The 21,028-nt window shown below is 26.2% G+C and carries 15 protein-coding genes; 4 read left to right on the top strand and 11 right to left on the bottom strand.

Annotated features, from left to right (window positions below; genetic code table 11):
* Window positions 1-71: 71 nt before the first annotated feature.
* Both ABUA17_RS11670 and ABUA17_RS11665 read right to left on the bottom strand, forming a co-directional pair.
* Window positions 72-269, bottom strand: coding sequence for a hypothetical protein (locus ABUA17_RS11670; RefSeq protein WP_042393962.1), 198 nt, complete (start codon window positions 267-269; stop codon window positions 72-74).
* Window positions 270-283: 14 nt separating this feature from the next.
* Window positions 284-907, bottom strand: a complete 624-nt coding sequence (locus ABUA17_RS11665) for an HAD family hydrolase (RefSeq protein WP_042393959.1) — start codon at window positions 905-907, stop codon at window positions 284-286.
* 168 nt (window positions 908-1,075) lie between these two features.
* Here ABUA17_RS11665 and ABUA17_RS11660 point away from each other — a divergent pair, with 168 nt between their 5' ends.
* A complete protein-coding gene (locus tag ABUA17_RS11660) occupies window positions 1,076-1,672 on the top strand; it encodes a hypothetical protein (RefSeq protein WP_042393956.1) in 597 nt (198 codons plus the stop codon).
* Window positions 1,673-1,849: 177 nt separating this feature from the next.
* Here ABUA17_RS11660 and ABUA17_RS11655 read toward each other — a convergent pair whose 3' ends face one another.
* Window positions 1,850-3,304, bottom strand: a complete 1,455-nt coding sequence (locus ABUA17_RS11655; RefSeq protein WP_055291518.1) for a glycogen synthase — start codon at window positions 3,302-3,304, stop codon at window positions 1,850-1,852.
* 330 nt (window positions 3,305-3,634) lie between these two features.
* Here ABUA17_RS11655 and ABUA17_RS11650 point away from each other — a divergent pair, with 330 nt between their 5' ends.
* Complete coding sequence (locus ABUA17_RS11650; RefSeq protein WP_042393952.1) at window positions 3,635-3,829, top strand: hypothetical protein; 195 nt, start codon at window positions 3,635-3,637, stop codon at window positions 3,827-3,829.
* A 38-nt stretch (window positions 3,830-3,867) separates the two neighbouring features.
* On the opposite strand, the gene yjeM is transcribed toward ABUA17_RS11650, so the two are convergent.
* Window positions 3,868-5,388, bottom strand: coding sequence for a glutamate/gamma-aminobutyrate family transporter YjeM (yjeM, locus tag ABUA17_RS11645; protein ID WP_349818033.1), 1,521 nt, complete (start codon window positions 5,386-5,388; stop codon window positions 3,868-3,870).
* Between the two features lie 428 nt (window positions 5,389-5,816).
* On the opposite strand from yjeM, the gene ABUA17_RS11640 reads away from it, so the two are divergent.
* The gene (locus ABUA17_RS11640) at window positions 5,817-6,545 is read left to right on the top strand and encodes a phosphatase (RefSeq protein WP_042393947.1); all 729 of its coding nucleotides are present in this window, start codon (window positions 5,817-5,819) and stop codon (window positions 6,543-6,545) included.
* A gap of 187 nt (window positions 6,546-6,732) precedes the next feature.
* Here the strand turns inward: ABUA17_RS11640 and ABUA17_RS11635 are convergent, their stop codons facing one another.
* From ABUA17_RS11635 to ABUA17_RS11615, 5 genes are all read right to left on the bottom strand, one after another.
* Window positions 6,733-8,373 carry an outer membrane protein assembly factor BamB family protein gene (locus ABUA17_RS11635; RefSeq protein ID WP_055291517.1) on the bottom strand — a complete coding sequence of 547 codons (1,641 nt, stop codon included), beginning with the start codon at window positions 8,371-8,373 and terminating at the stop codon, window positions 6,733-6,735.
* 194 nt (window positions 8,374-8,567) lie between these two features.
* A complete protein-coding gene (locus tag ABUA17_RS11630; protein ID WP_172684753.1) occupies window positions 8,568-8,780 on the bottom strand; it encodes an EamA family transporter in 213 nt (70 codons plus the stop codon).
* 141 nt (window positions 8,781-8,921) lie between these two features.
* A complete protein-coding gene (locus tag ABUA17_RS11625) occupies window positions 8,922-9,962 on the bottom strand; it encodes a M42 family metallopeptidase (protein WP_042393937.1) in 1,041 nt (346 codons plus the stop codon).
* A 234-nt stretch (window positions 9,963-10,196) separates the two neighbouring features.
* Window positions 10,197-13,352: a DEAD/DEAH box helicase gene (locus tag ABUA17_RS11620; RefSeq protein ID WP_042393934.1), complete on the bottom strand. Its 3,156-nt coding sequence runs from the start codon at window positions 13,350-13,352 to the stop codon at window positions 10,197-10,199.
* Between the two features lie 264 nt (window positions 13,353-13,616).
* Entirely contained in the window at window positions 13,617-15,953 is a 2,337-nt protein-coding gene (locus tag ABUA17_RS11615; RefSeq protein WP_316320593.1) for a glycoside hydrolase family 31 protein, read from the bottom strand.
* 139 nt (window positions 15,954-16,092) lie between these two features.
* Between ABUA17_RS11615 and ABUA17_RS11610 the strand changes: the two genes are divergently transcribed.
* On the top strand, window positions 16,093-16,995 hold the full coding sequence (locus tag ABUA17_RS11610; protein WP_042393926.1) for an AraC family transcriptional regulator: 903 nt from the start codon (window positions 16,093-16,095) through the stop codon (window positions 16,993-16,995).
* Window positions 16,996-17,033: 38 nt separating this feature from the next.
* On the opposite strand, the gene ABUA17_RS11605 is transcribed toward ABUA17_RS11610, so the two are convergent.
* Both ABUA17_RS11605 and ABUA17_RS11600 read right to left on the bottom strand, forming a co-directional pair.
* A complete protein-coding gene (locus ABUA17_RS11605; RefSeq protein ID WP_195951170.1) occupies window positions 17,034-20,279 on the bottom strand; it encodes an ABC transporter permease in 3,246 nt (1,081 codons plus the stop codon).
* A complete protein-coding gene (locus ABUA17_RS11600; protein ID WP_055291337.1) occupies window positions 20,279-20,983 on the bottom strand; it encodes an ABC transporter ATP-binding protein in 705 nt (234 codons plus the stop codon). Before ABUA17_RS11600 ends, ABUA17_RS11605 begins: the two co-directional genes overlap by 1 nt.
* Window positions 20,984-21,028: the final 45 nt, after the last annotated feature.

Here is a 21,028-nt window from a genome sequence, read left to right as displayed (position 1 = left end):
ATAATTAAATTAAATACATAAATATTATTATTTCAATATAAATAAAAGTCACCAAATTTGGTGACTTTTATTTATTCCTCATATAAGTTATCTTCAATTATTTTATTAGCCAAAATTCCTATATTTACCTCTCTTGTATCCATATAAACATCAATAATTCTATCTACTAAAGTTACTTCAACATATTCAATATCTTTTCCATCTTCGTCTTTATAAGTAATTATGTCATATGTTATTATATCTTCTTTTAGCTTTTTTTTACTTATCATTTGCTTCTCCTTACTTATATTATTTCTAATAATTCATCAAAAGATTCTATTGAATTAAAAAATTCATCTACGTTTCCAAATCCATACTTTGCAAAGATAAATGGAACATTTGCTAATTTAGCTGCATTTGCATCTCCTTGGGTATCACCTACATAAACAGGATTTTTTAAATTATTTCTTTCAACTATTAACTTAATATTTTCGCCTTTAGGTAATCCAGTTCTTCCTGGACATTCATAATCAATAAAATACTTGTCTAATTTATGTGCTTTAAAAAAACATTCTATATAACCATCTTGGCAATTACTCACTATAAATAATTTATGATTTTTTGATAATTCTTTTAATGTATCTTCTAATTTATCATATAGTGTTGCACCATATTCACCTAAATATTCATTTTCATATTCACAACATTCTTTTATTACTTGCATTTGCTTTTTAGGATCTAACTCTGGTAATAAAATACTTGCTATCTCATCTAATAATTTTCCCATACATGGTTTTAAATCTTCAACAGTTACTTCTTTGCGATTTAAATTGTATTTTGCAATTACACTTGTCCAAGTTTTTGCTACTTCAGCAGTTGAATCCCATAATGTTCCGTCTAAATCAAATATTATTCCATCAAACTTCATTTTATCCTCCTAGTATATCTTTTTAATTATTATATCATCTTTTCATCCTATTATCATTATTAGTTATGTTTATATAAATTTAATTAAGTAAATTAGATTTATCATTTAAATATGTAACATATATAAACGTAAATTAATAAGATATATTATAGCAAAGGAGGTAAACTTATGAAAAAGAATAAAAATACACTCTTACATGCATTAATTAAATGTTGGAGTCAAATATCTATTAGTGATAAATCGTTAATAATTATAATGTTTATCCTTTTACTTCAATGTGTTTATAATTTATTTATGCCTGAACCTACAACAAATAATGGAATTTCTATTAGCGTTATCGTACGTACTAGTGTTGCTTCTATTTTTGGTTATTTTTTAAGCGAAAATTTTTTAAAACATGAAGTTATAAAGAGTAATGACTCTAACTCTCCAATAATTGTTACAGTAAATGATGATGATAAAGAAGTTAAAGAAGAAACTCTAAAAAGTGATGATAAAAATTATATGGTTGAAAGTAAAAATAAATCTAATAACATTACAAATGATTTAAAATACTACATTTGTAATAAATCTTTTCAAGTTATAGTTGCTTTATCAGTTTGTGTAATTGCTTTATTCTCACTAATTATCGGATATGATTTCAACCTAATTCCTGAGGAAGCCACTCCATCTATAATACAGTTTAAAGATTTAATAAGTAGCTGCGTAGGTTTTTTATTGGGATGTTCAAGAACTAACTCCAATAAAAATTCATCAAAGAAATAAATAAAAAGCCACAACATATTTTTAATACATTGTGGCTAGTTATTAAGATATTCTAATTACTATAACTCTTACTTATATTCATACTACATACTTATATATTAAAATATTCTATAAATAATATTCAATCCTTTAAACTTACGAAGTTTAATTTCTACAACTTTATAACGTCCTAATATTTTACCATTCACCCATTAGTTTCCTATAAAGCCCAGCATAATCTTGTGCTGAATTTCCCCACGAGTAATCTTTTTCCATTCCTCTAAATGCTATACCATTCCATTTATCTCTATTATTAAAATATATATGTTTAGCATAATTAATTGTATTAAGCATTTCATGGGCATTATAATTTGCAAATGAGAAGCCTGTACCACAATCAGAATATATATTAAATGGTTCAACAGTATCTCTTAAACCACCTGTTTCTCTAACTATAGGAACGGTTCCATATCTTAATGATATAAGTTGTGTTAAACCACAAGGTTCAAATCTTGACGGAACAAGCATTGCATCAGCTGCTGCATATATTTTATGAGCTCTGTTATTTGAAAAATAAATATTTCCTGATACCTTTCCTTTTAACTTCCATTCATAATATCTAAACATATCTTCATAACCTTTATCCCCAGTTCCAAGTACTACTAATTGAGTGTGATCATCTACAATTTCTTCTATTACTCTAGCAATTAAGTCTACACCCTTTTGGTCAGTCAATCTTGATATAATTCCTATCATAAATTTATTATCATTTTGTTCTAATCCTAATTCATGCTGTAAGCCTCTTTTATTATATAATTTATTTTCTATAAAGCTGTATTTATTATATTTACTGAATATTTCATTATCCGTTTCAGGATTATACTCATTATAATCAATACCATTTAATATACCATAAAGATCACCTGATTTTTGACGTACCACTCCATCAAGTCCTTCACCATAGTAATCATTTTGTATTTCATTTTTATAACTATTACTTACAGTAGTTATATAATTTGCGTAAACCATTCCACCCTTTAACATATTAGCATCTTTATTATACTCCATATCAGTAGGTCTAAACACATAATCCGGGAAATTGGTAATCTTTTGAAGTGTCTTAATATCCCAGATTCCTTGGAATCTTAAATTATGGATTGTCATTATAGTTTTTATATTATCGTAGAAATTATTATCTCTAAAAATTGTGTGCAAATACACAGGTAATACACCTGTTTGCCAATCATGACAATGTATTATATCTGGTTTGAAATTTATACTTGGTAAAATTGATAAAGCTGCCTTACTAAAGAAGCAGAATTTTTCAATATCAAATCTAGTATCTCCATATGGAGTATTCCCTCCGAAATAACGTTGATTATCGATAAAATAAAATGTAATTCCATCATATTGGGTTGTCAATACACCAACATATTCACTACCTGAAACTTGTCCTAAATCCATATAAAAATGTGTAATATATTTAAAATCACTTCTGTACTCCCATGGTATACATGTATAGTTTGGTATCACAACTCTTACATCAAACTCTTCTTTTGGAAATGATTTTGGAAGTGATCCTACAACATCTGCCAATCCACCTGTTTTAATAAATGGTACACTTTCAGAAGCGACAAATAATATTTTTTTCATCTTAAAATTCCTCCTGTTTTTAAACTGTGCTATCCTATTTTATAATTATAATTTTATGTTATTTAAATTAAATATTAATTTTTTTCTTAAATTCTAATAATATTTTACCACATTTCCATATTTTTGAAATAGTTTATTGCTATATTTGCGAATAATTTTTCTGTAAACCTTTCTAAATAACATTTTACTTCCTTTTTTTATATTTTTTTAATTATTTGTTAATATTTTACTGTTAAATAAATCATTTTTGTATTAATATATATTATATGGTATAATTATATTAGAAATAATTATATTTCAATACTTTACAGTAAAAGGGATGGGATTATTATGAAAAATAATGCATATGAAATAATGAAAGAAATGTGGGCAATTGATGAAGAAATTCAAAAACTTACATCTGATTTGAAGAAAACAGCTCAAATTACAGAGAGAGAAGTATTAGAACGACGTATAGATTCATTATATGCTGAATTTTTAAAATATAAACATTTACTACAAGATATACAAGTTACAGGTTTATAATAAAAAAGTACCAAACAACTTCGTTTGGTACTTTTTTATTATGCTATTTTATCTATTGAATCTTTATTTCTTCCATATCTTTTCTCGTATTTAGAAATTAAGAAGAAAGCAATTAATCCAAATACTATTGGTCCAGCTAATTGGAATCCTGTAGAAACATAATCTTTAGTTTCAATTGCTGGTTGTAATATAGTAAATATATTAGCAAATCCAACAGTACAAGTTACTATTATAGCCCATATTGTTGCAACTGTTTTACTTTTAAAGAAAATGAAAGGTTTATCTATAATATCATTTTTTTTGAAATAAATAAATGCAATTGCTAAGAACATTGTTGGTATTGTCATTGCCACATTTCCCATAAGTATTAAATAATCTAAGAAGCTAGAAGATTTTCCGCCTGTTATTACAGCAATTATAATAATAGCCACAACTGCGATACATTGCATCCACATTGCATTTACAGGCATACCGTTATCATTTATTGCGGTCCATTTTTCTGGCCATATTTCCTTTGGTGTACCTTCTATTAATTGTTTTAATGGTGAATAAATTAGTGTAAAGAATGCACCTAATAATGCTAAGAACATTGCCAATCCAATATATCTTGCAAACCAAGTCCCCATTATTTCAATTCCATGTGGAGATAATCCAAATACCTCTCCAAGCTTAACTCCTAAGTTTTTAATAACCACATATGATACATTTGCCATTCTTACATCAGGATTTGAAAGTACTTCTTGCCAATTAGTGAATAAACCAACCATTAATATTGCTAAAGAATACCCTACCCCAATTACTATTGCTGAAATTTTAATTCCTTTTGGGAATGTTTTATTAGCATTTTCAGTTTGGTCAACAAGTCCACCAACTGCTTCTAATCCTCCATACGCAAATATAGCAAATACTAGAAATCCTAATACGGCTAAAACAGTTCCATAAGCTGGATTAGGTGAATGTACAAACTCTGATAGCTTTAGTGGTTGTGCTGCTTTAAAACCGTTAGCAAAAAATACAATTAATGAACCAACTATTAATAATACATTTGCACTTGTTACAAATATACCTCCAATTGATGCAACTTTTGAAATACTATTCAAACCTTTTGATGATAAGAATGTAATTAATATAACAAAAATTGCTCCTAAAATACCTAATGTTTGTGAAGAAGTAAGTCCAAATAGTGACCAAGTAGATGTTTTATCAGTTCCAAATATTAAATTAGAAAGTGGAACCCATATAGATGATGATACACTAACCATCCAAACTATATATGATGCAAACCACATAAATGTACCAATAAATGCAAATTTTCTACCAATAGACTTTTGCATCCAAACGTAAATACCACCTTTTTCTTCTTTAAATGCTGCTCCAAATTCAGCCATCATAAATGCATATGGAATAAAGAAGCATATCGCACCAAAAATATACCATGGAATTGCTGAATATCCCATAAGGAAAAAAGCCCTTGGAATATTATTAAATCCAAATACTGATGTAAAAATCATAAGTATTAATGCAATTAAAGTTAATTTTCCTTTATTATTACTCATAATATTTCCTCCTTAGTTTAAAAAAGCTTTTTTTCATATTATAGCTTTTTTTGTCGAATTTGATTTCAAAATATATACTATCATAATAAAACTATTATTTCTACTTTACCTTTTTCACAAAATAGTATATTTTATATAATATAATTAAACTTATATTATTTTATACTTATTTTATTTAAATATTATTTAATATAAATATATAAATTTTATCATATTATCACTTTACTTTATTATACTAAACTGTTAAATTGTTAAACTGCTTTTTTTAACTTTTCTATTCATTTATTATAATTTCATTTTTTTATATAAATTAAACATTTAATTTTAATTTAAACATTATTTCTTTCTTATATTATTGAAGTTTAACTTAAAAATAAATATACTTTAATTATAAATACAATTACTTTAATTATACGATAAAGGAGAATTTTATGAATTACTTATCTGATTTGCATACTCATACTATAGTGAGCGGCCATGCATACACAACTCTTATGGAGAATATTAACTTTTGTTCACAAAAAGGCATTAAAATTTTAGGTACATCAGAACATGCTCCTACTATGCCCGGGGCTCCACATTACTGGTACTTTGGTAATCTAAAGGTTCTTCCAAGAATAATAAATGGAGTCATAATTTTAAAAGGGTGTGAAGCAAATATTTTAGATGTTGATGGTAATCTTGACATGCCTAGTGATGCTATAAAGAACTTAGATTATATGATTGCTTCTTTTCACGAACCTGTATTTGAGCCAAAATCTTTAGAAGAAAATACTATGGCTATTTTAAATACAATGGATAAATATGAAAAAGTTGAAATATTAGGTCATCTAGGAAACCCAAATTATAAACTTGATTATGATGCAATTGTAAAAAAAGCCAAAGAAAAGGATATTATGATTGAGATTAATAACAGTTCTTTATCTGGCTCGTCAAGAATTGGAAGTGATGTTAACTGTGAAAAAGTTGCACGTCTTTGTAAAGAACATGGGACTAAAGTTATTTTAACTTCTGATGCTCATATTAATTTAAGAATTGGTGATTTTTCTAATGGAATTGAATTATTTGAAAAAATAGAAATGCCTAAAGAGTTAATCATGAATGATCCTGAAAAATTAATTTCTCACCTTAAAAATAAAGGAAGATTACAAGATTTATAACAAAATACTATTTCAATAAAAAACGATATTTACTTTATGAATATTATAATTTACATTAAAAATTAAATTATAATATTCATTATGGTAAATATCATTTTTTGAATTCTTTTTAAGTTAGAACTTTCCAATTTAACTTGAAATCAGTATTTGCTTTTTTGCATCATTATATTAACTTTTCTTTATATTATTATTTTATTTCAATACCATAAATACTCCCAGCACGTGTTGCTATTACTATTGTATCTTCATATATTGCTGGTGATGCTTCTATATTGGCATCTAAAGTTAAACTATTTAATATTTCTCCATTTTTACCATCTATTAAAAACATATTTCCTATAGAATCACATTGAATTATATAAGCATTTCCATTTTTATCGTAAAAATCAACAGGTGATGACCACAAATAATTATCCACTTTAGTTTCCCATTGTATTTCACCTGTACTTTTATTTATTGAAATAATAGCTCCACTATTAAATCCATCATATCTAGCCAATGAGAATATCACTGAATCTGATATATTATTTTTCCCTATAACATTAGTAGCTAATACTCCTCCATTAGTTGCATCTGTTCCAACTACTGATTGACAAGAGAACTCATTCTTCCAAACCACTTCCCCTGTTAATCCATTTATTTTTCTAATTGTTGATATTCCACTTATCCCTTGATGATCTACCTCATCCCCTACATATAAATAAGGAACTCCTTCTTCAGCTTCAATTGTGATTGAAGCATCTATATCATCTAATCCTTCTATAACCCATATAGGTTCCATCTTCCTTAAATCTATACATTGAATATCTCCATTATTATCTGCAAAATATAATAAATTTGCATATGCTGCTACGCTATTTTCAATTCCTAGCCTACCATAACCTTCTCCAGTATAATATCTATATTTTAAGATTTCTGGATTTACTGACACAGTATTAGTATACTTATCATAATCAGTATTTAATTTTGTAATATATAAAATTCCATTTTCTCCACCTTCAATTACTATATCCCCATCAGAGTATATTAATGCTGAAGAATCGAAAGCTGGCCATCCTCTATATGCATATTCATCATATCCATTAATTTCATATAAACTACTTCCATCTATTAAGCTATAAATATTAAATCCAGTTACTCCACTCTCATTAATACCTTCACCTACATATAGCATTGGAATTCCTCTCGAATCTATTGACAGACTACCTTTTATTGGATTTCCTACATTGATAACACTTCTGCTTTTCTCTCCCGTTTCTAAATCTAAAAAATATACTTTCCCATCTAATGAAGCATATATTACTTCAGTAAAATTTTCTTTACTTTTAAATTTATCATCTATATTCATTGAATTTTTCAACTCTTCATCCCACTTAATTATCGACGGTTGACCAGTCCACCCTGCTCCTCCTCCCCATGAACTAAATGATGTTGAAGTTTTCCATTTTACATTTAACTCTTTTTGTGATATTTTGCTTATTCCATAAGAAGCTGTATTTCTAAAATTATTTCCTCTAAAAGTAACTATTCCTTCTAAATCTGTATATTTTTCAGTAAATAAAATATCGGAACATATGCTTTTATCCCCTATAACTTCATAACTATAATTAATATTAATAGTTGGCTCTAAATCTATTGCTTCAAATTCTTTGTTTTCTTCAATAATATCTTCCTCTGCTCCTTCTACCTTTTCTATTATCTCATTTTTATTTTCAATACTTGTTGTTATTGTAATATTATTACCTCTAACATTTTTATCTACCACTCCACAAGCCATTAAACTCATTGTCATTCCCATTAAAATAAGTATTTTTATCTTTTCTCCCATAGTTAAACCCCTTTTTATTTTTTTAGATTTATTTATATATCTAAATATGTAATTAAACTTATGAGAATGACAAAAAATAGCTGATATAATAAAATTATATCAGCTATTTTATATTTTGCAAACTTTTTACATTTATTCTTTATATTGTTATTATTTTTCTATTATAATTGCATTTTTTACCAATAATTTTATTCTTATTCTCTGAAACATAAACTCCAAAAATAATCAGTATCCCCCCCCATCCCTGCTATTGATTTTATTATTTCTTTTAACATTATCGCTGAGGTTATCATTGTAATTAATGGAATTAAATATATAAAATTATTAGATTTAACTGCTCCTATATGAAGTATTACTTTATTCCATAATACAAAACAAATTGAAGAAGCTAATATCCCTAGAAGCAAAATATTAAAAATGAAATTTTATTGTTCATAAAACCTAAAAAAAATTCATATCTATATAATTAAATTGGGATTTTAAATATAAAATAGCTCACTAAGACATTTAAATCTTAGTGAGCTTTAAACATATTTCTATTCAAAATATTATATCAAATATGCACTTAATAGTTTTATTGTATTTTCAAGAGCGTTTACATGAGTTCTTTCCATACCATGAGAAGCATGGACCCCTGGTCCAATAAGGGCTCCTCTAATATCATTTCCAGCTCTTAATGCTGCACTGACATCTGAACCATACATTGGATATATATCTACAGCATAACTTAAATTATTTTCTTTTGCTAAATTAATTAATTCAGTAGTCATATTATAATCGTATGGCCCACTAGAATCTTTAGCACAAATTGACACATCATATTCTGTACAACTTAAATCATCCCCTATACATCCCATATCCACTGCTATCATTTCACTAATATCAGAAGGAATAGAAGCTGAACCATGACCAACCTCTTCATATGTAGAAATTATAATTTTTACTGTATTTTTAGGTTTTAAATTTTCTCTATGCATCATTTCTAATAATGCAATTATGGCTGCAACACTACCTTTATCATCAATAAATCTTGATTTAATAAATCCACTTTCTGTTATTGTAGTCTTTGGATCAATAAAAATAAAATCTCCAACTCCAATACCTAATTTTTCAACATCCTCTTTACAATTTACAATTTCATCAATTCTTACTTCCATGTTTTTTTCATCTCTTGGTTTAGATTTACTATCCTCAAAAACATGAGCAGCTGGGCTAGTACTTAGAAATGTACCTGAATAAAGTTTTCCTTCTCTAGTCCTTATTGTACAATATTCACTATCTAATGTAGGTAAAATAGGCCCACCTAATATTGTAAACTTCAAATTTCCACTTGGTGTTATTGACCTAACCATTGCACCTAATGTATCAACATGTGCGCACATTCCTATTGTTTTTTCATTGTTTTTTCCTTCAACAGTAATTGTTCCACAACCCTTATTATTTCTTTCAAAGTTATATCCAAAAGGTTTAATAATTGCCTCTATCTTATCCATGATTTCAAAACAAAATCCTGTAGGACTATTGAACTCTAATATTTCTTTTGCTGTCTTTAATAAGAATTCCTTATTAACACTAAAATTACTTTTCATTTTCTCCTCCTAAAAGTCAATATTATTTTTTATATTATTAATATTATCATATTTAACCTTAATCTAGTAAATTTTACTTAATTTTATTTATATTCTTTACCGCACAAAAAAATATCCTTAATATTAACTCAATTTATGAATTAATATTAAGGACATTTTATTAATATATTACTGCTTAACTATAACTTATAACTCATTAATTTATAATATACTCTTGTTATAAAACTATAGTCTTTATTTAAATAAGTCTAAAATTTCTTCATTTGTTAGCTTTGAAATATTATTTATATTTAAGCTATCATCACTTATAACACTATTAATTATTTCTCTCTTATCTTCCTGTAACTTTATAATATTTTCTTCTATGGTATCTTTTGCAATTAACTTAATAACTTCAACTATATTTTTTTGCCCTATCCTATGAGCTCTATCAGTAGCTTGGTCTTCAATTGCAGGATTCCACCATGGATCCATGTGCATTACAAATTTTGCAGATGTTAAATTTAATCCTGTTCCTCCTGCCTTTAATGAAATTAAAAATACCTGTGCCTCTTTACTTTCATTAAATTCATTAACTAAGCTTATTCTTTCCTTTGCAACTGTTGTTCCATCAAGATATTTACTTTCAATTCCTCTTTCTATTAATTCTTTTCTTAGTTTTTTTAATACTGATGTAAATTGCGAAAAAACTAATATTTTATATTTACTTTCAATTATATCCTCAATTATATCTATAGCCGTATTAATTTTCCCATTTTTACCGTTATAATTTTCATCTACTAATGATGGATCAAGACATATCTGTCTTAATCTTGTTAAGTAAGAAAAAATAGTAACCTTATCCTCTTCGCCATTTTTAATACTTAGCTTAACGTCTTTCATATAATTTTTATAAGCAAGTCTTTGATCAGATGTCATTTGAACATAATATTTTTTTTCAATTTTTTCTGGTAATTCAGAAATAACGTCTCTTTTCAATCTTCTCAATATAAATGGATTAATAAGAATTTTTAATTCTTCTAGTTCATCTTCATCTCTATGCATAAATTTTTCTTTAAAAGAACTTTCATCAAATAAATATCCTGGCATTATAAAATCAAAAATTGACCATAATTCAACAATAGTATTTTCAATAGGAGTTCCTGTTAAAGCAAATTTAACTTTTGCATTTATTTCTTTAATAACCTTGGTATTTTGCGCTTTAGGATTTTTTATATTTTGTGCTTCATCTATTATGCAATAATCAAAAACTTCATTTTCATAAAAATCTATATCATTTTTAATCGTTCCATAAGTTGTAATCAATACATCAAACTCATTTATGTTCATTAATATTTTTTCTCTAACATTTTTATTTCCATGTACTATTCCTACTTTTATCTGTGGCGCAAATTTTTCAAATTCAGCCTTCCAATTATATAAAAGTGATGTAGGTGCAACTATAAGGCTTTTTTTATTATCCTCTTTTAAATTCTTCTCTTCTAAGAGAAATGAAATAATTTGTATTGTTTTACCTAATCCCATTTCATCAGCTAAAATTCCACCAAACCCTAAATTACTTAAAGCCTTTAAATAATTTACTCCAACTAACTGATAGTTTCTTAATTGTCCATTAAATCCTTTCACTTGACTTATTTCCGTTTCATTACGATTAGATAATTTATCTGCAATATCTTTCACTATCTTATTGCCTCTAATAAAGGATAAATTATTTCCTTCAATGCTATTTTCTAAAAATAAAGCTTTATTTTTATCTACTTCTAATATTCCTTGACTTAAGTCTTTTCTATAAGATAAATTATCAAGCATATTTAGAAAATTCTTCATACCAATATCTTTTAAATTAATTAGTCTACTTTTTTTACTTTTATAATACTTCCTTCCATCTTTTAAAGCTTCTAAAATGTCTTTATATTCACTAAAATCAATATCCTCTATATTAAATTTAAAGTATAAGTTGTCCTCTTCATCTTCAATTATAGCTTCTATATTTTTTGAGTTTAGTAAATTAGATTTTTCAAAACTTTTATTGAAAGTTACTTTAGAAATTAAAGCAAGCTCATTTATTCCTGCAGTTAAAAATTCATAATATTCATCATCATTTCCAATAAAAATATAGTCTTTATTTTTCTTTATAAATCTTAATCTTTCAAGTCTTCTATCAATTTCATCTTCCAAGGTCAAATCTCTAAAAAACTCAATACTATCATTTTCTAAAATATTTATATTCTTACCAAAATAGTTTATTATTGCTTTACACTTAACTAATTTATTTTCTGTAGAAAAACTTAGCTTAGGCTTCCAAAATCTTCTACAGATTCTCTTTATTCCTTCTGATAATATAACATCGCTACTAATTTCACTTAAAACTTTTATTACCTTTATTAACTCATTACTTTCTTTAGAATATTCTATCTTTCCTTGTCTTTTAAGTTCCTTCCAAAATCCAAAATAAGAGTTTGCAACACTAATACTTGGTAAATATATTTTTCTATCGTAAAGAAAAACATCAAATTTATTACTCAAAGGTATAGGTAGTTTCTTTTTAGTAGTAAGATTAACACTATCATTTTCTAGTTTCAAAGTAAATGATAATGGTAAATTTTCTTTATACACAAAAGTTTCATAGTTAATATAATCATAATTAAATTTTACTTTTTTATCACTACTAACTAACGATAGGAAGTCTCTAATTTCATTACTTTTTAATCTTAAATATTTACCTTCAATTATTTTAACTTCATCATTTTCTTTAAATCTATCAATTGCAAATGATAAAAGCTCCTTATCACTTTCAGAAAAATACATATTGTAAGGATTAAATAAAAATTCTCCATTAATCCTTAAAGGACTTTTATTTTCCATAGCCTGAAAAAACTCATTTAATTTGGTCACCAAATAAGTACTACCTTCACCAATTCTAAATTGAACATCAAACATAAATATATTTTTTTCTTTAATACTTTTTATATCTAAATCTAATTTTATTTCTTTTTTATAATTATCTGATCTATTTATTTTATTTTGTATTGTATTGTTACTTCTATTACTTTTTTTTATTTTATTTTTAGCAATTATATAAAATGAAAATATGCTTGCTATTATATGTTTACAAACATAATTATTTTTATGTTTTGAAAATTCCTCATAAGTACTACATGTACAAGTTGCACCATTAACTTTTTCATTTTTTAAATTATATTTTATATGACAACTATAGCTTTTAGAGTCATCCTCTTCTTTCACTTTTGAATATATATGATAAACACCATCAATGCTTTTACTTGTCATGCCTGTTACTAATTTTAACTTATGAATTTCTTTACCTTCTTTAATACTAATATTAGATCCTAAAGCCAATACTGCATCTAATAGCTTTCTTAAGTTCATATTTTCACCTCATTATCTTAAAGTAATAAATTATTATAACATATCTTATCATTACAGTTAACACTATTCTTACTAATAAATAAACTTCTAAATTTTATATTTATTATTATAAGTCATGCAAGGTATAATTTTTTTACATAAATATTATTAGTTTCTTTTAAACATAAAAAAGCACCAGTTTTATAAAAACCTAGTGCTTCATAAATTTAAGGTGGAAATTTATAAAATTACAAAATGCTATAAAGCATTGTAAGATTAACTAATTTATAATTTAATTTTTAATTTATTATCTATTAATTCAACTTCATTTCCATTAAAGAATACTTTTTTACTACAATCAAAATTATGAACTATAATTTCAATTTCCTTATAGACTTTTTCATATCCTATTTTTTCTTTCATTTCTATATTTAATGCTTCTCCTAACTCAAAGTTAAATTCATATTTATTAAATTTTCCTTCTTTATAATCAAAGCTTTCCCCATCATCAAGGAAATTATTATAATTTCCAATACCCTTTTTATTAGATAAATAAATATTTAAATTTAAACACTCATTATCTTTTTCACCTATATAATTTACATCTTTGCTAGTTGGTATAATTGACATTGCTTTAATATAAATAGGACAAATATCTAAAGGTGCTTCTTTAATAATATATTGCCCACCCTCAAATTCTGTTCCTGTCCAATAATCAATCCAATTATTTCCCTCTGGAAGATAAACTAATTTTTGCCTTGATCCTTGTTCAACCACTGGCGAAACTAATATATTATCACCAAATAAGAATTCATCATTAATTTCATATGTCTTTTTATCATTTTGATAATCATATAATAACGGTCTTATAATTGGAGCTCCATTTTCTTCACATTTGTGCATCATATCATATAAATAAGGAAGAAACTTATATCTTAATTTAATATATTTTCTATTAATTTCTTCTGTCTCATTACCAAATGCCCATGGTTCCTGCTCTCTACTACCAATAGTAGAATGATTCCTGAACAATGGTGTAAATGCACCAACTTGAACCCATCTACTTAAAAGCTCAGCTGTACAATCATGTCCAAATCCACCAACATCAGTACCACAAAAAGCCATACCACTAAGCCCAAGATTCATTAGCATTGGTAAAGACATTCTTAAATGTTCCCATGTACTTTGATTATCACCAGTCCAAACTGTAGCATATTTCTGTGTACCAGCATAGCATGCCCTAGTTACTACAAAAGGTCTTTTACCTGTAAATTCTTTAATTCCATCATATGTTGCCTTATCCATCATATGTCCATAAACATTATGAATTTCCTTATGAGTAACTATTGTACCATCATTATCAAAAATTATATCATCAGGTAATGGTCCATTAAAACTAGCTGGTTCATTCATATCATTCCAAATTCCTGCAACCCCTGCATCAATCATTATTTTTTGATTATTTGCCCACCACTTTCTAACATTTGAATTCATAAAATCTGGAAAAACAGAATCTCCTGGCCACACAACATTTTTATATACTATTCCATCTTTATCTGTTGCAAAATATCCATTTTTTATACCTTCATCATAAACCTTATATCCTTTATCTACTTTTACCCCTGGATCAATTATTGTTACAACTTTAAATCCCATTTCCTTTAATTGATTTGTAAAATCTTTAGGATTTTCAAACTTTTTATTATCCCATGTAAACACTCTAAAACCATCCATATAATCAATATCTAAATAAATTGTGTCACACGGTATATTCTTTTTCCTAAAAGTTTTCGCAATTTCTAAAGCTCGTTCTGCCGGTGCGTAAGACCATCTGCATTGCTGATACCCTAATGTCCAAACTTGTGGTAATGGTGTTTTGCCAGTTAAATTAGTATATTCGTTTACAACCTTACTAACTTCTGGTCCATAAATAAAGTAATAATCTAAATTTCCATCCTTCGCTCCAAAATAGTAATAATTTGAGTTTTCCTTTCCCATATCAAAGTGGCTTTCAAAATGATTATCAAAGAAAATACCACATGCTTCTTTATCCTTCATTGTAATTAAAAATGGTATAGATTTGTATAACTGGGCATATGTTTCTCCATGTGGTGTTGGATCATCCGTATTCCAATTTCTATAATGATATCCTTTTTTATTTAATGATCCTGTTCTTTCCCCTAAACCATAAAAATACATATCATTTTCCATTACTTTTGATACATATATTTTATACTCTTCGTGCCCTTCCAATTTATGTCCTTCTTCAGCAGCTAACGAAAAATTTGCTCCTAATCTTCTAAAAGGTTTTCTTTCTCCCCTAAAGTCTCTACATAATGCTTCTCCATTTGATTTAAATATATCAACTTTAAAATCATCGTAAATTCTAATATCTAATAATTTAGTTTTTACATTTAAACATCCTTCATTTTTTTCTACACTAAACTCAATATTTTCACACTTTAAATTTTCTACCGCTTTCGAATTTCTTTCTTTTCTAAAAAATGGTGCAAAAAAGTTTACTACTCTTTCATTAACCATAGTAACAGTACATTGAATATCTTTATAATTTACTAATATTAAATTTCCATTTACTTCATAACCTAATATTTTTCCTAACATAGTACTTCTATCCCCTTTATACCAATTGAATTATTCTATTTAAATACTACTATTATAATGTTATTATAATAATTAGAAATATAAAATACTTGCAGTATACTATCACTAAATAAAACAATACTGCTATACTGGAGATTATATGGATAAATTAGATTTTACAAGATTAAAAGAAAATACTACTCATGGGAATTTTATTTTACCATTTTCTATATATAAGGGTACTATAAGTCCAACTTTTCCTTCAATTGCTGTTCATTGGCATGAAGAAATAGAAGTTATTATAGTTATAGATGGAAGTTGTAATTATAGAATTGATTTAGATTCATTTATAATTAATAAAGGTGATATTTTAATTGTGGGACCTCAAAAACTTCACTCTTTTTCATTAATTAAAGATAATACAATGACTTGGATATCATTTGTATTTAATATGGACATGCTTAAAAGTTCAACTACTGACGGTGCATTACTTAAATATATATCACCAATTTTAAATCATGAGCATGAACTTCCTACTTTTATAAAAGGAACTAGTCCTTGCTATAATACTATATTTAACTTAATAGAAAATATACTTTACTGCTACTACGAAAAGGATATTGCATATGAATTGGAATTAAAATCATTTTTATTTCATTTCTTTGCACTTCTTTATAAAAATAATCTAATTGAACAGCAAATCAATAAAAGCTTATTAACTGTTAATACTATGGATAAAATTAAGTCAGTATTAAATTATATTAATGAACATTATACTGAAGATATTTCTATTAACACATTAGCAAATATTTGTGATTATAGTGAATATCACTTTATGAGATTTTTTAAAAAACATATAGGCTTAACTTGTATTCAATATATAAATAATTATCGCTTAGAAAAAGCTTCTATTTTACTTACTACATCCAATAATGCAATTATGGATATATCTTTAGAAGTAGGATTTGATAACTTATCATATTTTAATAAACTATTTAAGAGAAAATATAATTTAACACCAAAGGAATTTAGACTATTAAACGGTATTTATCTAAAAAATTAAATTAGATGTGTAAAATCTAATTACACATCTAATTTGCTTTAATCTACAGATTTTAATGATTCAACCATTTGGACATTTTTTAATTTATAATACATTGCAAAATTTACAAGTAATGCAAATATCATAGTTAATATTGATGCTATTATAAAACTAAATAATGATATATTTCTTCCAAACATAACGTAATCCATTTCTACAGTTACTATAATAAATTTATGAAATACAACACCTAATCCCAGTCCAACAATTAAACCAATTATAGTTAACAATATATTTTCCCTATATATATAAGCCGAAACTTCCTTATCATAAAATCCTAATACTTTTATTGTGGCTATTTCTCTTATACGTTCAGAAATATTAACATTTGTTAAATTGAAAAGCACTATAAAGGATAATGAACCTGCACATAAGATCATTACAATAACTACTAAATCTAGTGATTTAATTGTATCATCAAAATTTTGCTTAGCGCTTGTATTATTTACAGTTCCAGATATTCCATCCATAGTAATAAATTTATTTGAAACTTCATTTACTAAACTTTCCTTATTTAACTTTAATAGAATACTATTAATTTTAGCATTTTCATTAAATACTTCTTCATAATATTTTTCACTTATATAAATATAATTATTTACATATCTTTCAGCTATTGATCCAATTTTTACTTTTCCTTTTTTATCATTATTATTAGTAATTTCTACTTCATCACCAACTTTAACATTCAATAGCTTTGCAAGCTTTTCAGATATTACAACATTCTCTTCTGTAAGTTCAATAATATCCCCACTTATTCTATTTCTCAATAATTCAAAATTATTAAACTTATCATTATCATTTGAAACAATAAGTGAAACATCTTTACTCATATCCTTAGCTATAACTTTACTATTTTCACTTGTTACAAATAAATAATCTTCTATATTTTCATCTTCACTTATTTCATTTTTTATACTACTAAACTCTTCATCACTAATATTATTATCAAGATTCAAAGCCATTTCATATTTTGTTAATTCCCCATATTGTTTAGAAACGACAGCCTTAATAGAATCTTTAATACCAAAACCAGTAAGTAACAATGCCGTACTTCCTGCTATTCCTATTACAGTCATTAAAAATCTCTTTTTATACCTAAAAATATTTCTTACAGTAACTTTTCCAATAAAATTAAGTTTATTCCATATAAACGGTATTCTTTCTAATAAAATTCTTTTACCTTCTTTAGGTGCCTTTGGCCTCATAAGTACTGAAGGTGTTTCCATCAATTCAATTCTACAAGCTGCATATGTAGCAAATGTAGTAAGACCTATAGCCGCTACAAAAACAAGAATTGCAAGTGGAATATTAATAACATAGTTAACATTAGGTAAAATATATAATATTTTATAGGCATCTATTATTATAAGTGGAAGTACTGTAAACCCTAATACAACACCTATAATACATCCAATTGTACTAGCTAACAATGCATATACTATAAATTTTTTAGCTATGCTACCTTTGCTATATCCTAATGCCTTTAAAGTACCTATATTTACTCGTTGCTCATCAACCATTCTAGTCATTGTTGTTAAACAAACTAAGGCTGCAACAATAAAGAAAAATACTGGGAATACATTGGATAATTTATCAATACTCTTTGCATTATTTTCAAAATCCACATAAGAATAATGAGATTTTCTATCTAATACATATAATTCTGGCTTTTTAATTTTTGCAATTTCCTCTTCAGCTTTCTTAATCTCTTCTTCTGCTTTAGCTAGCTCTTCATTTGCCAACTTTTCTTTTTCTAAAAGCTCCTTTTCACCTTCTTGAATCTTTGTTTTACCTTCAATTAATTGTGCTTTTGCTTCTTCTAATTGAGCTATTCCACTATTTTGAGCTTCAATTAAAGAATTCTTAGAGGAATTTATTGCTTCTCTTCCTGTTGCAAGCTGAATCTGTACAGATTTAAGGCTCTCTTCCTGTTTTACCAATTCCTCTTTTTTTTCTTCAAGTTGTGCTTTTCCTTCACTTAATTTATCTATCCCTTGTTGTACTAAAAAATTAATACTATTTATTTCTTGAGTAATTCTTTCTTTTTCTTCTTGTGATAATTCTTCATTACTTAAAGCTTGTTCTAAACTATCTTTTTGTTTTTTTAACTCATTTAATTTTTCTTCAGATTCTTTTATATTTTCCTCTGCTTTTACAAAACCTTCTTCAGCTACTTTTTTTGCATCATTAAATGTACTTAACCCAATATTATACTCTTCTTCTTTTTGATTCAACTCTTCTTCTGCAACATTAATTTTTTCTTTTCCTAATTTTATAGAATCTTTTAATTGTTGTTCTTTAGTACTTATTTCACTTTCAGCTTGAACTAATGTATTTTTAGAATTTTCTATTTCTTTCTTTGCATCATCAATTTGTTGTAATGCTTCTGATTTTTTATCTTCATATTCCTTTTTACCATTATCTAGCTCTACATTAGCAGAATCTATTACTTCAGCATATCTTCTATTATTTATTTTAGATGAAATATCTTCTATTGAAGCAGTTGTTTTATCTATTATATCAAAATATTTACTTTCATAAGAATTAATATTCCTTGCGCCATCAACCGTTGCATAAACCTCTGTATAAATATCACTTTTAAAATTATTTTCATTTATATACATATAAGTTTTAACATTCCCGTTACCTATTGTACTGCTTCCAATTTGATTACTTAAGTAATATGGTGTTTCTACTATTCCTACTATTTCATATTCATCATTTTCTAATGACTCATTAATATCAGTATTATCCCCAGAAAAAAGTGTTATCTTGTCACCAATTTTCATATTTAAACTTTTAAATTTTTCATTTGCAATTACACATTCATTTTCATTTGTAGGAAGTCTTCCTTCTACTACATTAAGCCTATTAATGTAATTTTCATTACTATCATTTAAATTATCACTTGGCAAACTATGAATTCTTATTACAACTTCTTCTGAACCATGCTTTGACAATACATCTATAGTCTTACTTGGATAAACTCCTAAGACACCTTCTATATTTTTAATATCATTAACATCATTATCACTTAAACCTAATGTCGATATTATTTTTAAATCCATTAAATTATAATCATCATAATATTTATCAGCTGTACTTTTCATATCAATTGGTGCAATTTTAACACCAGTAAATAGCATTACTCCCAACGCAATTATAGATGCAATTGAAATAAATCTTCCTTTAGATTTTTTGATATCTCTAAAAATATCTTTCCATAAAGCATTTTTTATCATTACCATTCAATCCTTTCAACAGGAGTTGGGTTTTCATTTATGGTTACCTTTTGTATTTTTCCATTCCTAACTTCTATAACCTTATCCCCCATAGGCGTTAATGCTAAATTATGTGTAATTATAATAACAGTTACCCCTTTTTTTCTACAAGTATCTTGTAGCAATTTTAAAATAGCTTTACCTGTATTATAATCTAATGCTCCTGTAGGCTCATCACATAATAAAAGTTTTGGATTTTTTGCTATAGCTCTTGCTATTGCAACTCTTTGCTGCTCACCACCTGATAATTGAGATGGGAAATTATTTTTTCTATTAGCTAATCCTACTGAATCTAATACTTTATCAATATCTAAAGGATTTTTTGATATTTGGATTGCTAATTCTACATTTTCACGAGCTGTTAAATTTTGAACTAAATTATAAAATTGAAATACAAATCCTATATCATATCTTCTATATGTAATTAGTTCCTTTTGCGAATACTTACTTATTTCATTATTATCAACAATTACTTGTCCTGATGATACCGTATCCATACCACCTAAAATATTTAGTATTGTAGATTTTCCTGCTCCACTGGCTCCTGCAACAACTACAAATTCACCTTTATTAACAGAAAAATCAACACCACTTAATGCTTCAATTTCTACTTCTCCCATTTTATACTTCTTTTTTACATTTTTAAACTGAATATATCCCGACATCTTTGCCACCCCTTTTCAATTCATAATTTATGTCATATCTTAGTA

The sequence above is a fragment of the Clostridium sp. RTP31139st1_H3_RTP31139_211217 genome, from assembly GCF_040227035.1.
GTDB classification, from domain to species: domain Bacteria; phylum Bacillota; class Clostridia; order Clostridiales; family Clostridiaceae; genus Clostridium; species Clostridium saudiense.
The sequence above is the reverse complement of the archived record's forward strand: the minus strand, read 5'-3'. Positions and strand labels throughout refer to the sequence as shown.